19 protein-coding genes and 1 pseudogene are annotated in these 18443 nt (G+C 56.1%); 7 read left to right on the top strand and 13 right to left on the bottom strand.

Going from position 1 to position 18443, the window contains the following annotated elements; genetic code table 11:
* Position 1: 1 nt before the first annotated feature.
* The 8 genes from ACOCF6_RS18135 to ACOCF6_RS18100 form a co-directional block, all read right to left on the bottom strand.
* Positions 2-907 (bottom strand): YceI family protein, encoded by a 906-nt coding sequence (locus ACOCF6_RS18135; RefSeq protein ID WP_482461727.1) that lies wholly within the window; start codon positions 905-907, stop codon positions 2-4.
* A 54-nt stretch (positions 908-961) separates the two neighbouring features.
* On the bottom strand, positions 962-1864 hold the full coding sequence (locus tag ACOCF6_RS18130) for a pirin family protein (protein WP_482461726.1): 903 nt from the start codon (positions 1862-1864) through the stop codon (positions 962-964).
* 525 nt (positions 1865-2389) lie between these two features.
* A complete protein-coding gene (locus ACOCF6_RS18125; RefSeq protein WP_482461725.1) occupies positions 2390-2845 on the bottom strand; it encodes a hypothetical protein in 456 nt (151 codons plus the stop codon).
* Positions 2846-2884: 39 nt separating this feature from the next.
* On the bottom strand, positions 2885-3814 hold the full coding sequence (locus tag ACOCF6_RS18120) for an NTP transferase domain-containing protein (protein WP_482461724.1): 930 nt from the start codon (positions 3812-3814) through the stop codon (positions 2885-2887).
* On the bottom strand, positions 3811-4578 hold the full coding sequence (locus ACOCF6_RS18115) for an XdhC family protein (RefSeq protein ID WP_482461723.1): 768 nt from the start codon (positions 4576-4578) through the stop codon (positions 3811-3813). Before ACOCF6_RS18115 ends, ACOCF6_RS18120 begins: the two co-directional genes overlap by 4 nt.
* Before the next feature lie 4 nt (positions 4579-4582).
* A complete protein-coding gene (locus ACOCF6_RS18110) occupies positions 4583-6754 on the bottom strand; it encodes a xanthine dehydrogenase family protein molybdopterin-binding subunit (protein WP_482461722.1) in 2172 nt (723 codons plus the stop codon).
* Positions 6751-7221 carry a (2Fe-2S)-binding protein gene (locus tag ACOCF6_RS18105; RefSeq protein ID WP_482461721.1) on the bottom strand — a complete coding sequence of 157 codons (471 nt, stop codon included), beginning with the start codon at positions 7219-7221 and terminating at the stop codon, positions 6751-6753. The genes ACOCF6_RS18110 and ACOCF6_RS18105 overlap by 4 nt, the downstream gene beginning before the upstream one ends.
* 36 nt (positions 7222-7257) lie before the next feature.
* Positions 7258-7683, bottom strand: coding sequence for a DUF1499 domain-containing protein (locus ACOCF6_RS18100; protein WP_482461720.1), 426 nt, complete (start codon positions 7681-7683; stop codon positions 7258-7260).
* A 138-nt stretch (positions 7684-7821) separates the two neighbouring features.
* Between ACOCF6_RS18100 and ACOCF6_RS18095 the strand changes: the two genes are divergently transcribed.
* The gene (locus tag ACOCF6_RS18095; protein ID WP_482461719.1) at positions 7822-8526 is read left to right on the top strand and encodes a cytidylate kinase-like family protein; all 705 of its coding nucleotides are present in this window, start codon (positions 7822-7824) and stop codon (positions 8524-8526) included.
* A 53-nt stretch (positions 8527-8579) separates the two neighbouring features.
* Here ACOCF6_RS18095 and uvsE read toward each other — a convergent pair whose 3' ends face one another.
* A complete protein-coding gene (gene uvsE / locus ACOCF6_RS18090) occupies positions 8580-9479 on the bottom strand; it encodes a UV DNA damage repair endonuclease UvsE (RefSeq protein ID WP_482461718.1) in 900 nt (299 codons plus the stop codon).
* A 77-nt stretch (positions 9480-9556) separates the two neighbouring features.
* A pseudogene (locus ACOCF6_RS18085) lies at positions 9557-9730 on the bottom strand (tyrosine-type recombinase/integrase); the annotation flags it as partial.
* Positions 9731-10525: 795 nt separating this feature from the next.
* Between ACOCF6_RS18085 and ACOCF6_RS18080 the strand changes: the two are divergent.
* Both ACOCF6_RS18080 and ACOCF6_RS18075 read left to right on the top strand, forming a co-directional pair.
* Positions 10526-10876: a hypothetical protein gene (locus ACOCF6_RS18080; protein WP_482461717.1), complete on the top strand. Its 351-nt coding sequence runs from the start codon at positions 10526-10528 to the stop codon at positions 10874-10876.
* 105 nt (positions 10877-10981) lie between these two features.
* On the top strand, positions 10982-11191 hold the full coding sequence (locus tag ACOCF6_RS18075; protein WP_482461716.1) for a hypothetical protein: 210 nt from the start codon (positions 10982-10984) through the stop codon (positions 11189-11191).
* Between the two features lie 141 nt (positions 11192-11332).
* On the opposite strand, the gene ACOCF6_RS18070 is transcribed toward ACOCF6_RS18075, so the two are convergent.
* The gene (locus ACOCF6_RS18070) at positions 11333-11605 is read right to left on the bottom strand and encodes a BrnA antitoxin family protein (protein ID WP_482461715.1); all 273 of its coding nucleotides are present in this window, start codon (positions 11603-11605) and stop codon (positions 11333-11335) included.
* On the bottom strand, positions 11565-11837 hold the full coding sequence (locus ACOCF6_RS18065; protein WP_482461714.1) for a BrnT family toxin: 273 nt from the start codon (positions 11835-11837) through the stop codon (positions 11565-11567). The genes ACOCF6_RS18070 and ACOCF6_RS18065 overlap by 41 nt, the downstream gene beginning before the upstream one ends.
* A 170-nt stretch (positions 11838-12007) precedes the next feature.
* Here ACOCF6_RS18065 and ACOCF6_RS18060 point away from each other — a divergent pair, with 170 nt between their 5' ends.
* The 3 genes from ACOCF6_RS18060 (at position 12008) to ACOCF6_RS18050 (ending at position 14710) form a co-directional block, all read left to right on the top strand.
* Positions 12008-12283: a cytochrome C gene (locus ACOCF6_RS18060; RefSeq protein ID WP_482461713.1), complete on the top strand. Its 276-nt coding sequence runs from the start codon at positions 12008-12010 to the stop codon at positions 12281-12283.
* 231 nt (positions 12284-12514) lie between these two features.
* Positions 12515-13756, top strand: coding sequence for a glucose-1-phosphate adenylyltransferase (gene glgC, locus ACOCF6_RS18055; RefSeq protein WP_482461712.1), 1242 nt, complete (start codon positions 12515-12517; stop codon positions 13754-13756).
* Positions 13757-13759: 3 nt separating this feature from the next.
* Positions 13760-14710, top strand: coding sequence for a YbgA family protein (locus tag ACOCF6_RS18050; RefSeq protein WP_482461711.1), 951 nt, complete (start codon positions 13760-13762; stop codon positions 14708-14710).
* A 60-nt stretch (positions 14711-14770) separates the two neighbouring features.
* Here ACOCF6_RS18050 and scpB read toward each other — a convergent pair whose 3' ends face one another.
* Positions 14771-15550: a methylmalonyl-CoA decarboxylase gene (gene scpB / locus ACOCF6_RS18045; protein ID WP_482461710.1), complete on the bottom strand. Its 780-nt coding sequence runs from the start codon at positions 15548-15550 to the stop codon at positions 14771-14773.
* Between the two features lie 195 nt (positions 15551-15745).
* Between scpB and secA the strand changes: the two genes are divergently transcribed.
* A complete protein-coding gene (gene secA, locus ACOCF6_RS18040) occupies positions 15746-18442 on the top strand; it encodes a preprotein translocase subunit SecA (protein WP_482461709.1) in 2697 nt (898 codons plus the stop codon).
* The last annotated feature ends 1 nt before the right edge of the window (position 18443 follow it).

Here is an 18443-nt window from a genome sequence, read left to right as displayed (position 1 = left end):
ATTATGTCGCTTTTTGTGCAACGATAAACAGTTCGATACTGATCAGGTCATGCACCAGATGCATGCCGAGCCGCTCATACAGCTTGCCCGATCCATAGCTCACATCCCAGAGCGTACGGTCGAGATCGATGGCGGCCTGGGCCTTGAGTATTCCATCCTCCTCCGCCGCGATCATCGCCGGGAAACAGAACGGCCGGGCTGTGCCCTTGATCGTCAGTACACCGGCAATTTCCATGTTCGCTGTTCCGGGTGTGGCCCCGGCAATCGGAGCGGCACCGCGCAACTCGAAGGATGCGGTGGGAAAGCGTTCCACGTCAAAGAAATCCTCTGACTTCAGATGCTTGTGCAGCATGCCTCGCCAGCCTTCATCCTGCAGATCCAGGTTGGTGATCGTATTCATATCCAGCACGAATCTGCCCGACACCGGCAATCCGTTCAACGTGGCCACCTCTCCCCCGGAGATCGTGATCCGGCCAAAATGACGGTTATTGATATTACGGCCGCGCCACTCCACAACGCTCTTTTCCGTATCAATCGCATACACACCGTCCAGGACAATTGGCGGAGAATACGGGGTGCTCTGTTCAACCGCAAATCCGGCCGCCAGCCAGCCCTGCAGGCCTCCTTCCAGAATCCTTACCGTGCGATACCCGGCGCGCTCCAGTTTTTCTTTGGCGGTGCGGGCGGCCAGGGTCGAGCCGCTGTCATCATACACAACGACGGTCTGTTCCGGGTCCGGCACACATTGCGCGGCATGTTCCAGAAAAACCATCTCGTAGACACAGGCATTTTCTGCCCCGGCGATATGCCGACAGGCAAAATCCTCGGGGAGCAGGACATCCAGCAAAGTGACAGAACCGCTGGAGATCAGCTGCTGCAGTTCACCTGCGGTTATGGTTGCATTCATACACGATCAACTCCTTTCTGCGGACCGGGCGCAGGGTCCGGTCGAAGCGGAGGGTCATTTGACGAACGTCCCCCGCTGGTATTCCTCAAAAGCGGTCTTCAACTCCTCCTGGGTATTCATCACGATCGGGCCGTACCAGGCCACCGGTTCGCCCAGCGGCCTGCCGGAAACAAACAGGAAGCGCAGCGCATTGTCAGTCGTCGTTATTTCCACCGCAGCACCGGCATGCTCAAACAGCACCACGGTTTCAATCCCGCAGAGACAGCGGCGCTCCGTATCCGACCAGCCGTGACCGATCATCTCATAGGCATAGGCATCCCGTTGATCATCAAAATAGCCCTCACCGGACAGGATGTAGGCAAAGGCGGTATGACCGGACGGCAAGGAGTGTGAAAACCTGGTGCCGGCCGGCACGCTGATATCCAGCATTTCCGGCTCGATCACAATATCTCCCACCGGTCCCTTCACGCCCCCCACCTCACCGGCAACCACCTTGATCTTTACGCCGTTCTCCAGGGTAACTTCCGGGATGTCAGCGGCCTTGACGTCGCGGTAGCGGGGCGCCATCATCTTCTGCCTGGCCGGCAGATTGGCCCAGAACTGGAATCCCCACATGGTGCCGGTCGGGCTCAGCTGTGGCATCTCCTGGTGAATAATGCCGCTGCCGGCGGTCATCCACTGCACATCACCGGCCCCGATGACCCCCTTGTTGCCCATGCTGTCGCCATGCTCCACCAGGCCCTCCAGCACATAGGTAATGGTCTCGATACCCCGGTGGGGGTGCCAGGGAAATCCGAGCAGATACTCGTCCGGGTTGGAGGTATGAAAATCATCCAGCATCAGAAACGGGTCGAACTGGGGCACCTGGGAATTGCCGAAGGCCCGTTTCAGATGAACACCGGCTCCTTCGACGGTGGGACGGCTTTTGAAGATCTTGGCAATGCGGCGGGTGGTCATGGATGAGCTCCTTTCAGTTATTTCCGGCAGTGTGTTGGTTTATCAGATTGCAAAGCAGGTGCAACAAATCTCCTCTTGGCAGCAGGTCCCCAAACGATACCGTAGGATACGAGCGTTGCCTCCAGCGCGATCACTGTATTCATACTAACACCCAATTAAAGACCTTTTCTGTCTTTTGTTCCACGTTAATACTTTTTGGGAGGCGGCGCAAATAATTTATGCGCATGGTTACCCGTACCCGAACTGCTGACCAGGGTCGATTGCCCGCTGGAATATCAGCGGAATTTGTTCCGGAATTATCGTACGTATGAAGTGGTATCCAGAGAAACAGGGCGGGAAGACAACGGGACTAGGCTTGTTCTTTTAGGCTATGGCTACCAGCGAAACAATAAGCCGGGCGGAGCAGATCAGAGTTACAATCCCATGAATTGCCACACGCGGCAGCCTCGGCCAAGCGCAACACCGGCGGCTGGCTCATATCTTTCTCAACAGAGGTACGGTTCCACTATCGCCGGCATCGTGACACTAGCGGACGTGACTGCCCCCCTGCTTCATGCTGTCCAGTTCCTGCCTGACAACCATCAATTCCTTCAGCATCTGTTCCTCTTTCAAGACCATCTCACGAATTCGAGAGATGGTCAGGGTCGTGGTGAGAAACGAGACCAGGCGCATAAACATCTCCCAGTAGATGAAATAGGAGTGGGAGTAGGGATGGTGGGTGAATTTGTCGGACAGGTACCAGACAATGGCCGAACCGAAGGCAACCTGCAGCCCCAGACGCCGGCCGCAGTACCAGGAGGAAATGGCTACCGGGATAAAGTAGAAAATAAAAAAACCGAATTCGTAGCCGGTGATGTAATCAAGCCCGCCGATGCAGCCCAGGACCGCAAAACTGGCTGCTTCGACATAGTCGTTGTACCCAGAAAAGGCATCCGGATGGGAGAAACGCGAGTTTTTAAGGGGATTTTGAAAATCAGCCATCAGCTTTTCTCCAATGGGTTCGAAGCCCCATTATGCACATCAGCGGCTCTTTTTCCTGCGTGACCGCCCCCGCTGCGGCATGGGCGGTACATCCGGATGGGCTGCCGCACGATAGCCGCACGTTTGTGGCAGCCAGCGCAGGGTCGGCACCAGTTCGGCGGTCAGCTTGACACAATCGGGGTTGATGACAAAACGATTTTCATAAATACGGCACTGACGGGTCTCCAGGTCCAGATAGCGGCATGCGGACATCAGGTAGAAAATCGTCCCCTGGTCGTCCTCAATCTTTTCAAAACAGCACTCTCCGCAGCCATGGCAGCGGGATTCCCATTCATCGTTTTCTATCACGGTCTCTGGCATTATTTCGTAAGATTCCTCGATTGATTGAATCATGCTGCGGATATGCTGATAATCCTCGGGGGTGTCCATATCATGCAATACTCCCGGATCGGCCACATCAATACAGCTGATCCGGTCTGGATCCCCCCGCACCAGGTCACGCAGGGTCAAGCCCTTGGCCAGATCATCCAGGATGAAGCGGGGGAAGAGCAGCGGATGCCCGCGCCGGCCGTCGTGACAGGGGATGATGATCCTGTCCGGTGACGCAGCATGCCCGGCAATCAGGGCGGCAATGGTGCCGGCAGTGACCAGCGGATAATCGCCGGGAAGGACGATCACAGCACTCGCCGCAGTCGTCAGGGCATCACGACCGGCCCGCACCGAGGAGGCCATGTCACCATCCACTGCCGTGTTGATCACGAACCTGGCCGGGTACGCACGGACCGCCTCGGCCACGTCAGAGCCCTCTTCCGAAACGACCACCACGATCTCGTCGGCCCCGCCCGCAGCAAGTGCGTCGAGACAGCGATGTATCACCGTGCAGTGGCCCAGCGGCAGCAACTGCTTGCAGCTCCCCATGCGTCGGGATTTTCCGGCCGCAAGCAGGATGGCAGCAACTCGGCAGGTCACATCCCGCTCCGGAGAGCAATCAGCTGCCCGACGATGCTGACGGCGATCTCCTCCGGGGTCTGGGCGCCGATATCAAGCCCCACCGGGGTGACGACCCTGGCCCGCTGTCCGGCATCAAAACCCTCCTCTTCCAGGGCTCTGAGCAGGGTCTCCCGCTTGCGGCGGCTTCCCAGCAGCCCGATAAAACCGGCCGGGGTAGCCAGACAGCCCCGCACCGCGGCAAAATCGTGCAGATGCCCCGGCGTGGCGATCACCACGAAACTCTCCTGGTCCAACTTCAGGCTTGCAAAGGCACCATCCACCGGGGCACAGATTATCTCGTCGGCTTCGGGAAGCAGTTCCGCAACGGCACATTCGGGACGATCATCCACCACGACCACCCGGAAGCCGCAGCCGCGGGCCAGAGCAGTCACCGCCCGCCCCACATGACCTGCGCCGAACATGACCAGCAGCGGCCTGCGCCCCTGGGGTTCGATGTAGACCGACATACTCCCGCCGCAGGCAAAACCGTTTTCAGCGGTCAGGACATAGTCCAGCGTGCGGGTTGCGCCATCCGCCAGCGCCGCCAGCGCCGCCGCGACGGATTCCTTTTCTACGCGCCCCCCGCCGACTGTGCCACAAAAGCTGCCGTCGCTGCGCACCAGCATCTTGGCACCGGCCTTGCGGGGTGATGAACCGCTGCTGGCGATAACGGTAGCCAGCGCAAACGGCTCACCCCGGCGGGTGAGCCGTACCACTTCCTCATACAGATCCAGATCGGTCAATCGATCACCCCTTATTTCGTGCAGCTGCAATCTTTTCCGGCGTCATGGGCAGTGAGCGCAGCCGTACCCCGCAGGCCGCAAACAGTGCATTGGCCACGGCCGGTGCAATCGGAGGCACACCCGGTTCGCCCACACCGCCCGGCGGTTCTGTGCTGTCGATGATGTGCACCTCCACCTTTGGCATGGCCGCCATGCGCACCAGCGGGTAGTCATGAAAATTACCCTGCTCCACCCGGCCGTCCTTGAGGGTGATCGCGCCGTAGAGGGCCGCCGACAGACCGAAGGTGATGCCCGATTCCATCTGGGCCTTGATCGTGTCCGGATTGACAATCCGGCCGCAATCGACGGCGCAGACCACCCGGTGCAGCCTGATGTTGCCTTTTTTGTCCAGGGACACCTCGGCCACCTGGGCGATGAAGCTGCCGAACGATTCATGCACGGCAATGCCCCTTCCACGTCCCTTGGGAAGCGGCTTACCCCATCCGGCCTTTTTGGCGGCGGTTTCCAGTACCTTCAGGGTGCGGGGGTGCTTTGTCAGCAGCCGACGGCGGTACTGGTAAGGGTCCTGACCGGCGGCATGGGCCAGTTCGTCCAGGAAACTCTCCACCACGAAGGCGGTGTGGGAGTGCCCCACCGAGCGCCACCAGAGCACCGGCACGGCATTGCGGGGGCTGTGCAGCTCCACCTGCAGGTTGGGGATGGCGTAGGGGGTGTTGGCGGCGCCCTCCACCGATGTATCATCCAGGCCATCCTTGACCATGGCCGACTCGAAGGGGGTGCCGGCGATGATCGACTGCCCCACGATGCGGTGCTGCCAGGCCAGTGGCAGCACCCGGTCATCCAGGCAGGCCGCAATCCGGTCGTACCACAGGGGACGGTAGTAACCGGCCCGCATATCGTCTTCGCGGGTGCGGATTACCTTGACCGGCTGCCCAACTTTCATCGCCACCTGCACCGCTTCGACCACGAAATCCGAGCCGGTACAGGCCCGCCTACCGAAGCCGCCCCCCAGAAAGGTAGTCTCCAGGGAGACCTGCTCCGGCTTGAGTCCGGCCACCCGCGCCGCGGCATTGCGATCCACGGTCTGGAACTGGCTGCCGGTGCGGATCAGACAGCTGTCCTTCTTCAGGTCAACAAAACAGTTGAGCGGTTCCATGGGGGCATGGGCCAGATAGGGCACCTCGTACTGAACCTCGAAGCGTTTGCCGGCCTTGGCCAGCACAGCAGCTGCGTTTCCCTCACTGCGGGCCACCAGGCCGGGGGTGATAGCCAGGCGGGCATACTCCTCCCGCATGGCGGAGGTCGATACCTTGGCACCCGCCCCTTCATCCCACACGACCTGCAGCAGCTCGCGTCCTTTCATGGCCGGCCAGAAGCCGTCGGCCACCACGGCCACACCCGCATCAACCGCCAATACCTGTTTAACGCCCGGGACGGCCAGTGCCTTGGCAGGCTCAAAGCTTTTGACCTTGCCGCCGAAGACCGGCGGCCGTTCAATCACAGCAGTCAGCATGCCCGGCACATGGACGTCGATGCCGAAAACCGCCGTACCGTTGACCTTGGCCGGACTGTCCAGGCGGTGGAGCGGCTTGCCGAGCACTGTTTTCGCACTCGATTTCAGCTTCGGCTCCTTGGGCACCGGCAGCTTGGCGGCCCTGGCGGCCAGCTTGCCGAAGCTGAGCTGTTTGCCGCCGGGGCCGTGTACAACGCCATTTTCTGCCCGACAGGCGGCCGGTTCGACCTGCCACTGCCCTGCAGCCGCGGCGATCAGCATCTCACGGGCCGCAGCCCCGGCCAGAGAAAGCCGGTCCCACTCGGAACGCACACTGGTGCTGCCGCCGGTGACCATAATCGGTCCGAACTGGGCATGGTTGTACTCCGGGGCCACCGGTGACGGCTGGAAACGCACTCGCTTCCAGTCGCAGCACAGCTCCTCGGCCACCAGCATGGGGAGCGAGGTGTAAACCCCCTGCCCCATCTCGGACTTGTTGACGATCACCGTCACAGACTCGTCTGTTCCAATGCGCAGGAAGGCATTGGGGGCAAAATCAGTTCCGCCGGCAGCTGCTGCTTCGCGTGTTCCGATACGGAGGTGGCAGGCCAGCAGCAGACCGCCACCGGCCAGGGCGCTGGTCTTGATGAACTGTCTCCGGCTCATTTTGGATGAGGTGCTCATGATTTCCGCCCTCCCTTCTTAGCAGCCTTGGCGCTGGCAGCATGGATCGCCCGACGGATACGGCCATAGGTGCCGCAGCGGCACAGGTTGCCGCTCATGGCGCTATCGATATCGGCATCGGTCGGTTTTGGCTTCTTTGCCAGCAGCGCCGCAGCAGTCATGATCTGACCCGGCTGGCAGTAGCCGCACTGGGAGACTTCCTGGGCCAGCCAGGCCTTCTTGAGCGGATGGTTTTCCGGGATCCCCTCGATGGTCAGCACCTTTTTCCCCTGAACATCCCCCACCGGAGTGATGCAGGAGCGCTGCGGGGTGCCGTTGATCTGGACCGTGCAGGCGCCGCACAACCCCTGGCCGCAGCCGTACTTGGTGCCGGTCAGCCCCAGCTTCTCCCGCAAAACCCACAACAGCGGCGTATCCGGGCTAACTTCAATTCGTTGTTCTGTGCCGTTAACAGTGAAAATGATCATCACCTGACTCCTTTCATGCGGTGAAATTAATCAGACTCAAGGTTTATTCCCATCGCCAGTAAATTCTTTACGGATCTGCTCCATCCGGCTGCGGTTCTTGCCCAGGTCGGAATAGCCCAGTCGTGAAGCGGACCGTACATGGATAACCTGCTGCGAGCGGTCCAGCAGGAATTCAGCGTCATCCACAAACAGGAGCGTACGCAGTTCCACCCGCAGATAGCCGGGCGAATCCTCCAGGATAGTGGTGTCGCCCCGTTGTCCGAGAACCCGTTTCAAGCGGGTAAAGGCCGCATCGGGATCGTCGCTAAACAGCAGCGCTGCGATCCGGTGCCCACCGTCAGCAGCCTGGCTCGATACACAGTTGGGAGAATCGGGACATGCAGCCAGGAGTCCGTCCCGCGCACCCAGGTTGTTGGGGCGCTCACCGGCACATCCCAAAATCCCCAGCAATCCGATGGTCATAACAAAAATTCTCCCCGATCTGGTCTGCATGCTTTCCTTCCAACCTTCATTATTGTATATACCCATAATCCGTTCACACCATAGTTGCATTTATAGCGCAGTCTGATACGACTGTCATGAAAATTTACAGGAGGTAGCATGCCGGATAATTTGTTAATTCCCTCGGTAGATTTGAGGATCGGATCACTTGAGGAGTACAACCGCAGACAGAAAGAGAAGGCGTTTTCAAAGCACGGACAACCGAAGCCGCGCCCCTGCATCACCATCTCGCGGGAATACGGCTGCGAAGGGTATCCGGTGGCCGAACAGCTGCGTGAGATCATGATGGAGAAGAGCGGCGATGAATGGGTGCTGATCGACAAGGCTGTTCTGGAAGAGGTGGCCCGTCGCCATAATATCTCAGAGGAGATCCTGCAGACGCTGGGGGAAAACAACCGGATTCTGGATGAAGTCCTGGCAACCTTCTCGCCCCGCTGGAAGAGCGATCAGGAGTATTTCAGGCTGCTCTCCCGCCATGTGGTGGCGCTGGCAGAACAGGGGAATGTGATTATTGTCGAGCTGGGGGGCGCCATCATCACCCGGCATCTTGCACATTCCCATCATTTCAGGATGTATGCCTCCGACACATTCAAATCAGCCACACTCGCCCGCCGTTTGAATCTTGCAGCGGAGGATGCGGAAAGGTTGATGCATCGTCAGCAGAAAGCGCGGGATCATTTCACCCGGGATTTTCTCAGCCAGAATGACCATGACCCGGCACTCTACGATCTGTTGTTCAATAACGACCGCTGCACCCCGGAGAAAATCGCCCGGACGATTGCCGGGTATGTTGTCTCACAATAACAGATGCCGAGCGGCAGCAGGAATCCGGCCTTCGCTTGATTCCCCGTGGGTACTCACCCTTTCAGATCGTCCATCAGTCGAACCACCGCCAGTTCCTTGGCCTTGGCCTCGATGTCCACGGTCAGCTCCCGTCCTTGCCAGCAGTCGGGCAGATCGGCCGGATCGATATAATCGGCATGCGGCCTGGGGTTGCCGCCCCCCCAGCCGGCCCGCGGCGAGGAGAGATGGCAATACTGCTCCCGCCCCACCCTCTGCCAGGTTTCACCCGCCAGCAGCGTCGCCTCTTCAACAGACAGTCCGTCCGGGTTGCAGCGATGGTGGTGCACATCATACACCAGCGGGATTGCGAGCTGCTGGCAGACCGGCAGCAGGTCCCGGACCGTGTAGCTGACATCATCGTTCTCCAGTGTCAGGCGGGCTCTGACATTTTCAGGCAGCCCCGGAAACACCCGGCAGAAGCGCTGCAGTGCCGCTGACTTGTCCCCGTACACCCCGCCAGCATGGATGTTGATAACATCAGCGCCCAGGATTTGAGCCAACCCCGCCTGGTATTCCAGCTCCCGCATGGAATTTGCCACCACCGCCGGGTGCGGCGACGACAATACGACAAACTGGTCCGGGTGAAAACTGAGCCGGATATCATGCTGTTGGGCGTAGATCCGGATCGTGCCCAGCAGGAGTGCGATGGCATCTCCATCCGGGAGATCGCCCAGGAGGTAGCCCACATTAGGATGCGTCATGCGGGGAAAGAGCGGCGACATGATCCGGAAGGCGCGTATGCCGAGACGCTGGACCACCTCCAGCGCCAGCAGCAGGTTGCGGACATTGTGCAGGCAGATGCCGGACAGCTTGAGCAATTGATCTGCGCGACCCAGGGCAAACAGCGCCTTGGCGGTGGTTGTCCGGAACAAAACCGGTTCATTGTGAAACAGGCAGCAGAGGCCAAAACGCATGGAGTGGATTCCTCGGAATTCCGTTAAGTGCAATTAGTGACTAAACGTGGAATAGCACGCACAAGCATGTGCTGTCTTCAGAAATCCAGCGGGCTCTTTGCCTCCTTCATCGTCCTGACCGGAACGCAATGGGTATAGATCATGGTGGTCTTTAAACTGGAGTGACCGAGTTTGGTCTGGATGGTGCGGATATCGTAGTTGGCTTGCAGCAGGTGGGTGGCATAGGAATGTCGGAACGTGTGCGCAGTTAGAGGTCCAGATGAGTAGCGGAGTCATCGCCAGCTATGAAAAGACAACTGACTGAAACAGATAACCAGCGGCAACAGCGGTCTCCGCTGACGCTCCGCCGCTGGTGCCTTGAGACGTTGGAAGGTAAAAAAGGAAGACGAAGAAAATGTGCCTTCAAGCATATGCAATCCCATCACAAGAAAACCGGGTAAGTGCTCAGAGGTTGTCAAAGCTCTCAGGACTGCGAGTTGAAAAGCTAAATAAGCCATATAAAGGAGCCCTCTTGTTCTCGCGTGACGGTGGATGCTCATGTTCGCTTTTGTCGGATAACGCGGACTGGAACGAGCCAGTGTGGGACCTAGAACCAGAAATACTAGAACCTTTGGCAACGGCGCTGCAAGTGCTGGCAGAGGAAGCAGGAGGCTTTATTTTTCAGGCAATTTGGGCAGGGGACAGAGCAGAGACATCAAGTGAAGCGACTTTGTCAGAAATTCTCCAAGAGATACGAAACAACAAAGTCAAGAACAAGCACGTCTACAAGGTAAGCTCTGATCCTACAGGCCAGACACCGATATGAAACTTTCTTGGATCCTTCTTGCGTTGTTGTTGCTGCCCATAATGTATTTAGGCGCGTATTTTGAGGGTTGGTTCTTAATTGATTTCAGAAAAAAGATTGGCAACTTCTGGTTTTTTGTCATTATTTTAACGAGTATTGCTTTGCTCATTTTCGTCGTCACTTTGCTATCAAGATGACAAATGGATGTTCCAACTCTCGCGTACCGCATGAAATCAACCGCTATTTTTGGATATTCTCTTGTTTGTGTTCTCGTACGGCAACACTCCTATTTTTTCAAAATAATCCAAACACAAAGGTAACCACCCCATACATAACGTTAGAACAGCAAGTAAAATATATTGACTCGAAAGTAAATGAGGTATCAGCAAATCAACAAGACATTGCAGTAACACAAAAACAACTCCAGAAAGTAGTAACAACATTGACAAAAATGATACTTGTCGTTGAAGACGGAGTTGGGCAATTTGGAGACTCGCGGCCACAAAGAGACAAATTACTTCAAGAATATAGAAAACAGATTCAATCGCTAACCCCAAAGGAATTTTCAAAAGATTTAGATCGTGACATACAATTAATGTATAAAAATCCTTAAACATGCTCCCGCCTCCCTTCCTGCCCCACCGCAAGGCGAGGTATAACCAGACAGAAGCACCGGCCTAAAACCGCCGGTGTTCTGCCCAGCCGTTGGACGATGAAAATGACAACTAATTCAAAGATAAGAACAACCAAGCAGGAATGGAAACTATACAGTAGCTTCCTTGGCCTGCTTGCTTGCCCCGCAGGCATGTTTTATGGAATCAACCAAATGCAGGAAGTCGGCAGACTGCCTGTCTACATTGACTTGATTTCTATTGCTGCCGGAATTGTGCGTGGGAATATTTGCTTGTACTTCGATCCGATGCCCTGAATGTCGCCTGAAGTGGGTTTGGCATGCCTTAACGAAGAAAGAGGTGAATCAATGGGTGCCTTGGTTACTTTCATTCGAAGTTTGCCCACTTTGTTAAATCTAAATTTGAGAAAAACGCTGGAGATCAAACGGACTTCTAACTCACGCATGCTTCATCGGATGTTCCTTCAACCATTCCCGCAATGCTTCGTTCATGCGGGTCTGCCATCCCTTGCCAGTGGCCTTGAAGGCTGCGAGAACATCCAGATCAAAACGGACTGTTTGTGATGCCTTGGTTTGCCCGGCAGGACGGCCACGACGGACAAGTTTGGTGCCTTGCATAAGGTCGGCTTTTTCAAACCAGGCATCGGTCAATTCCGGAGCATCGTCCGGATCAACCAAGGTGTTTTTTGTAACGGCTGATTTCGCGGTCATTGGCGTACCTCATAGAAATAATTCGGCGGGCGTCGTTTCTCGGAGTCCAGACAATCACCACCATTCGGCCATCCAACAGGCCAACGGTGAAGAAACGCTCCTCGCCATAATCAAGACGATCATCAGGTGCAACAAAGTGAATACCGGCAAACACCTTGTCAGAATCAGCAAAGTCAAGCCCACGCTCCAACAGGGTCTTTTCTCTTTTGACGGTATCGAACTCAATGATCATGGATTTAATGTAACAACAATATATAATTAGGTCAAAGCTTTTATGTTACAACTTTTAATAAAAGAACATGACTCGGCCCAACCTTCGGAAAGACCCGTCGAAGGCGGGTCAGCCTGAACACCGTTGGGTCAATTTTGTAATCGAGCTTAAAGAGACCATCCAGGAACCCCATGAAATTTTCTAAGAGAGATTTGCTGTTTGCTGCTGTCATCGTTGCTGTTCTCGGTACACTCTTCATGAGCACAGACAGGGTAAAGACTAAAAGCGTTCCGTACGACGACAGGCATAGCAGGTTTCATGATGCCCTACGTACGGGAGCAGACCGGGCTAGGGTGGAAAAGGATTGTGCCGCCTGCCACGGCATCCAGTTTATTCCCCTGCCCAAGTCACATCCGCCAAAAGAGCAGTGCTTACTGTGCCACAAGCTGGTTCAGGCCAACAAATAAGTGGAAATATCAACCGTTCACTGGACGGTGAGTTGCTGGTTCGCTGTCCACCCTGCTTTTCCCGACAGTACTGTTATCCACTCCAAAGAGCCGATCCAGAGTAAGATTTTTTCATACAATCAACGAAATCCACATTCCTTGGCATAAACTAGCTAGAATCACTTGAATATAAAGATCAATGTAACTACTATACAAAAAATCGGCACAAAACTATATCGGGGAGGAATGCGTATGTATTCCATGGACAATGTGGGCAGAAACACGATTGCAATGGTGCTGGCCGGCGGCAAGGGCGAACGGCTCAGTCCATTGACCGAGCGCAGGGCCAAACCGAGCGTCGCCTTTGGCGGAAAATACAAGATTATCGACTTCGTCCTCTCCAACATGTTCAACTCGGGCATCAAGAAGGTGTACATCCTGACCCAGTACCGGGCCTTTTCACTGAACAAGCATATCCGCGAATCCTGGGGCAAATGGACCGGCCTGGGCGAGTTCTACGTGGCGATCTCGCCTGAGACCAGCAGCGAAAGCGAGGAGTGGTTCCGAGGGACTGCCGACGCGATCATCCAGTACCTGCGTTTTGTGGAATCTTCGGATGCCGATTACGTGGCGATCTTCGGCGGCGACCACATCTACAAGATGGACATCACCCAGATGATCAACTACCACCGCATGAACCGGGCCGACATCACCATCGCCGCCCTGGAGATTCCCTGTGAAGAGGCCAGCCGTTTTGGGGTGTTATCGGTAGATGATGACTCCCGGGTCACCGACTTTACGGAAAAGCCCGAGACACCGGAAACCATACCGGGTCGCGAAACCTGCTTCGCTTCCATGGGTAACTACATCTTCTCGACGAAAAAACTGATCGAGATATTGCAGGAGGGGAAGAAACTGCACGAGGACCTGGATTTCGGCAAGCATGTCATCCCGATGATGCTGAAAGCCAATGACCGGATCTTTGCCTACAACTTCAACGACAATGTGATTCCCGGTATGAAGGCCGAAGAGCGCGGCTACTGGAAGGATGTGGGAACCCTCGACTCCTATTATGAGGCCAATATGGATCTGATCCATGTGTCGCCGCAATTGAATCTCTACAACTACAAATGGCCGATCCTGACCAACCAGGGCAACCTGCCGCCGGCCAAGACCGTGTTTGACGATGACAGCCGCCGCGGGGTAAACATCGATTCGTATGTCTGCGCAGGCTGCATCACCAGCGGCAGCACGGTTCGGCGCTCCATCCTCGGTCCTTTATGCAAGGTCAACAGCTACAGCCTGATTGAAGACTCGATCCTCTTTGAAAATGTCAATGTCGGGCGCCATGTGAAGATAAAGAGAGCCATCATTGATAAAAATGTCGTGATCCCGGATGGAAGCGTCATCGGCTATGATCATGATGATGACCGCAGGAAGGGATATACGATTACCGAGTCCGGCATCGTGGTTGTGCCCCGCAAGGATAAATAGGAAATGACGTCCCCCATAAGAATCGGCGTCAGCGCCTGCCTGCTGGGGGAGCATGTCCGCTACGACGGCGGCCACAAGCACGACCACTATGTCACCGATACCCTGGGCAGATTTTTCAGTTTCCTGCCGGTCTGCCCGGAAGTGGGCTGCGGCATGAGCACGCCGCGCGAGGCCATGCGACTGGAGGGTGATCCGGCCAATCCGCGCCTGATGACACGGCTTAGCCGCATCGACAAGACCGGCCAGATGCTGGCCTTTTGCGAATCCACAACACGGGAACTGGAGAATGCTGACCTGTGCGGCTTCATCTTCAAGAAGGATTCACCCAGCTCGGGTCTGTTCCGGGTCAAGGTCTACGGTCCGGCCGGAATGCCGTCCAAAACCGGCAGCGGCCTGTTTGCCGCAGCCATGGCCCGACATTTTCCACTGCTGCCGATGGAAGAGGAAGGTCGTCTGCTTGACCCGCACATCCGTGAGAACTTCATCGAACGGGTCTTCAGCTATCGCCGCTGGAAGGATTTTCTGTGCGGCCCGGCCAATATTGGCGGCCTGGTGGAGTTTCACACCCGCCACAAACTGGTCATGATGGCCCATAGTCCCCAGATCTACCGCGACATGGGTATACTTGTGGCGCATGGCAAGGGAATGAAGCAGGAGGAACTGTTCCGTCGCTACGAGGAACTGCTGATGAAGGGGCTGTCACTGCACGCCACGGCAAAGAAGAATACCAACGTGCTGATGCATATCATGGGGTATTTCAAAAAGCAGCTGAGTTCTGCGGAGAAAAGCGAATTACTGGAAACGATCCGACAGTATCATGACCAGCTGGTTCCCTTGTTGGTACCGCTGACCCTGCTGAAGCACTATGTTGCAAAATATGATCAATCCTACCTCAGGCAGCAGGTTTATCTTGCGCCCCACCCGGCTGAACTGATGCTGCGCAACCACGTGTAATGCAAGCCGGGAGCGATTGTTTCAGCCGCTCCCGGCTTATACCAACCTGAACAGTGCAGATCACTCCCCTTTAAATACCGGTTTACGCTTCTCGTAGAAGGCATTCTTCCCTTCCAGATAATCGGCGCTGTCATAGGCCCTTCTGCGCAGGCCCTGAATCCTCTCGAAGGTCTCGGGACTTAAAGGGTGGGAATTCCCCAGCAGACGCAACTGTTCTTTGATGACCGCAATAGCCAGGGGTGAATTTTCCGATATCTGCGCCGCCATGGCGTAACAGAAGGCCTCCAGTTCATCAGTCGGCACCAGATGGTTCAGTATGCCGACCTGCAGTGCTCGCTCCGCATCGATCGGCTTGGCGGTAAAAAACATCTCGCGGGTCATGCGCGGCCCGACCACATTGATGAAATGCAGGATTCCGGTGGAATTATACGGTACACCGATCTTGGCCGGTGTGATGGCAAACGCGGCCGTTGGACAGCCGATGGCGATATCACAGATAAAGGAGAGATCACAGGCCCCGCCCCAGACACTCCCCTCGATCATGGCGATCACCGGTGCAGGGAACAGTTGGATCGCTCGCAGGGCCTGTTCCAGAGGATCGTTGTAGGAGAGCGGATCGCGGCCGGGAACAGGGAGTTCGGTGATATCGAAGCCCGATGACCAGACCTTGACACCGGCTGCCGCTCGAATGACCACCGCACGGGCTTTTCGCTTCTCAAAAAACTCCAGCGCCTCGATCAGTTCCTTGAGCAGCTGGTTGGAAAGACTGTTGCGGGTTTCGGCGTGATTGAAGGTAATGGTCCCGATATGGTCACTATGCGTGGTTATGACTAACGACATGGGTTGTCTCCTGAAGTGAAATGGCTAGTTGAATCTTACACCACCATCCCCTGTTTGCAAGCCGGTAAGCGTATACAGGTCGCAACGGGACCGGCATTTCAGACAAGGCCTGTTCCCCTTTTCTATTGAGTCGCAACATGATTTGTGCTAGCTTTAGAAGCTTTTTTTCAATCATATAACATCCTGGAGTAGTAAATGTTCAGTTCAATTATCAAGAAATTCATCGGCAGCAAAAATGAGCGCGAGCTCAAAAAACTCTGGCCGATCGTAGCGAAAATCAATGCAATGGAGTCCTCCGTTGCAGCGTTAAACGACGAGCAACTCTGCGGAAAAACAGCTGAATTCAAGGAGCGTTACACCAGAGGAGAATCCCTGGACGCCCTGCTGCCCGAGGCCTTTGCCGTCTGTCGTGAAGCCGGCAAACGGGTACTGGGCATGCGCCACTTCGATGTGCAGCTGATCGGCGGCATGGTGTTGCATGCCGGCAAGATTGCCGAGATGAAGACCGGCGAGGGTAAAACCCTGGTGGCCACCCTGCCCGCCTACCTGAACGCCATCAGCGGCAAGGGTGTGCATGTCGTCACGGTCAATGATTATCTGGCCAGGCGTGACTCGGAATGGATGGGCAGGCTCTACAGCTTCCTGGGGCTGACCGTCGGCGTCATCGTGCATGGAGTTGAGGACGACCAGCGCCGCATCAATTATGCCGCTGACATCACCTACGGCACCAACAACGAATTCGGCTTCGACTACCTGCGCGACAACATGAAATTTTCCCTGGACGACTACGTACAGCGCGGCTTCAACTACGCCATTGTCGACGAGGTAGACTCCATCCTGATCGATGAGGCCAGGACGCCCTTGATCATCTCCGGACCAACGGAGGAATCCACCGATAAATACTACATCATCGACCGCATCATCCCCCAGCTGGAACGGGGCGAGATGCATGACGTGGAGGCCAACACCCTCTCCGGCAAACGCAAGGCCTACAGCGGCGACTATACCATCGATGAAAAGGCCAAGAGTGCCACCCTGACCGAACAGGGTGTCCTCAAGGTCGAAAAACTGCTCAAGGTCGACAACCTGTACGACCCGCGCAACATCGAGTTCCTGCACCACACGCAGCAGGCCCTGCGGGCCCACGCCATGTACAAGCGCGATGTGGATTACGTGGTAAAAGACGGCGAGGTCATGATCGTCGACGAGTTCACCGGACGTCTCATGCCGGGCCGCCGCTGGTCCGACGGACTGCACCAGGCTATTGAAGCCAAGGAAGGGGTCACGATCGAGAACGAGAATCAGACCCTGGCTACGATCACCTTCCAGAACTTCTTCCGCATGTACGCCAAACTCTCCGGCATGACCGGTACGGCCGATACCGAGGCCGAAGAATTCCACAAGATCTACAAGCTCAATGTCATGGTGATACCCACCAACCGGCCACTCCTGCGCCCCGACTTCCCGGACGTGATCTACAAGACCGAAATGGAGAAGTTCAACGCGGTCATCGAAGATATCAAGGAACACTACGCCGTCGGCCAGCCCTGCCTGGTCGGTACGATCTCAATCGAAAAATCTGAGGTACTTTCAGAACTGCTCAAGCGCCAGGGTATCCCGCACACCGTACTCAACGCCAAGCAGCACGAAAAAGAGGCCGAGATCGTGTCCCAGGCCGGGCGCCTGAAGGCCATCACCATCGCCACCAACATGGCCGGCCGTGGTACCGACATTCTGCTGGGCGGCAATGGTGAAGCCCTGGCCAAACAGTGGCGCAAGGCCAACCCGGAAGCCAGCGACGAGGAATACCAGGCCGTTCTTGAAAAATCAAAGGCTGAATGCTTAGCGGAACATGATGCGGTGATCAAGCTGGGCGGCCTGCACATCCTGGGTACCGAACGCCACGAATCGCGCCGCATCGACAACCAGCTGCGCGGACGTTCCGGTCGCCAGGGCGATCCCGGATCTTCCAAGTTCTACCTGTCGCTGCAGGACGACCTGCTGCGGATTTTCGGCTCTGAACGGGTGGCCAAGATCATGGACATCCTCAAGATCGAAGAGGGAGAAGCCATCACCCACGGCATGATTACCCGCTCCATCGAGAATGCCCAGAAGAAGGTTGAGGCCCACAACTTTGATATCCGCAAGCACCTGATCGAATACGACGATGTCATGAACAAACAGCGCGAGGTCATTTACACCCAGCGCCGCGAGATTCTGGCCGGACAGGAGATCCGCGACAGCTTCCTGGAGATGCTGGATGAAACCATCGAGGAGATCGTCGCCAGTTACGCCATTGACAAGACCCCGGCCAATGAATGGGACTGGAAGGGCATCAGCGAGATCGTCTTCAAGTGTTTCAACCTGCAGCTTGATCTGCCGCACGAGGTAATGGGTCGGCTGAATCCGACCAACTTCAGGGACACCCTCAAGGAGCAGGCCCATGCCATCTTTGAAGGCCGGGTCAATGAAATGGGTGATGAACTGATCGATCACCTGATCAAGGTGATGATGCTTCAGGCCATCGACACCCACTGGAAAGACCACCTGCTCAACATAGATCACCTCAAGGAAGGTATCGGACTGCGCGGCTACGGGCAGAAGGATCCCAAACAGGAATACAAGAAAGAGGCCTACAACCTCTTTATGGAGATGATCATCCGCATCCGCGAAGAAGTGGTTGAGCGCATCTACTGGGTACAGGTGGAACACCCGGATGAGGTTGAAAAAATTGAGGAAGAGCAGCAGCAGCGCAGCCAGAAGCTGGTATTCAACCTTTCTGCCGATGATGAGCATGCCCATGAACCGGCCAAAAGTCAGAAGGTGGCCGGCCGAAACGATGCCTGTCCCTGCGGCAGCGGTAAAAAATACAAGAAGTGTTGCGGGAAATAGA

It is taken from the genome of Geobacter psychrophilus (assembly GCF_056821595.1).
Note: the sequence above shows the minus strand (reverse complement) of the source record. Positions and strands in the feature narration are given on the sequence as shown.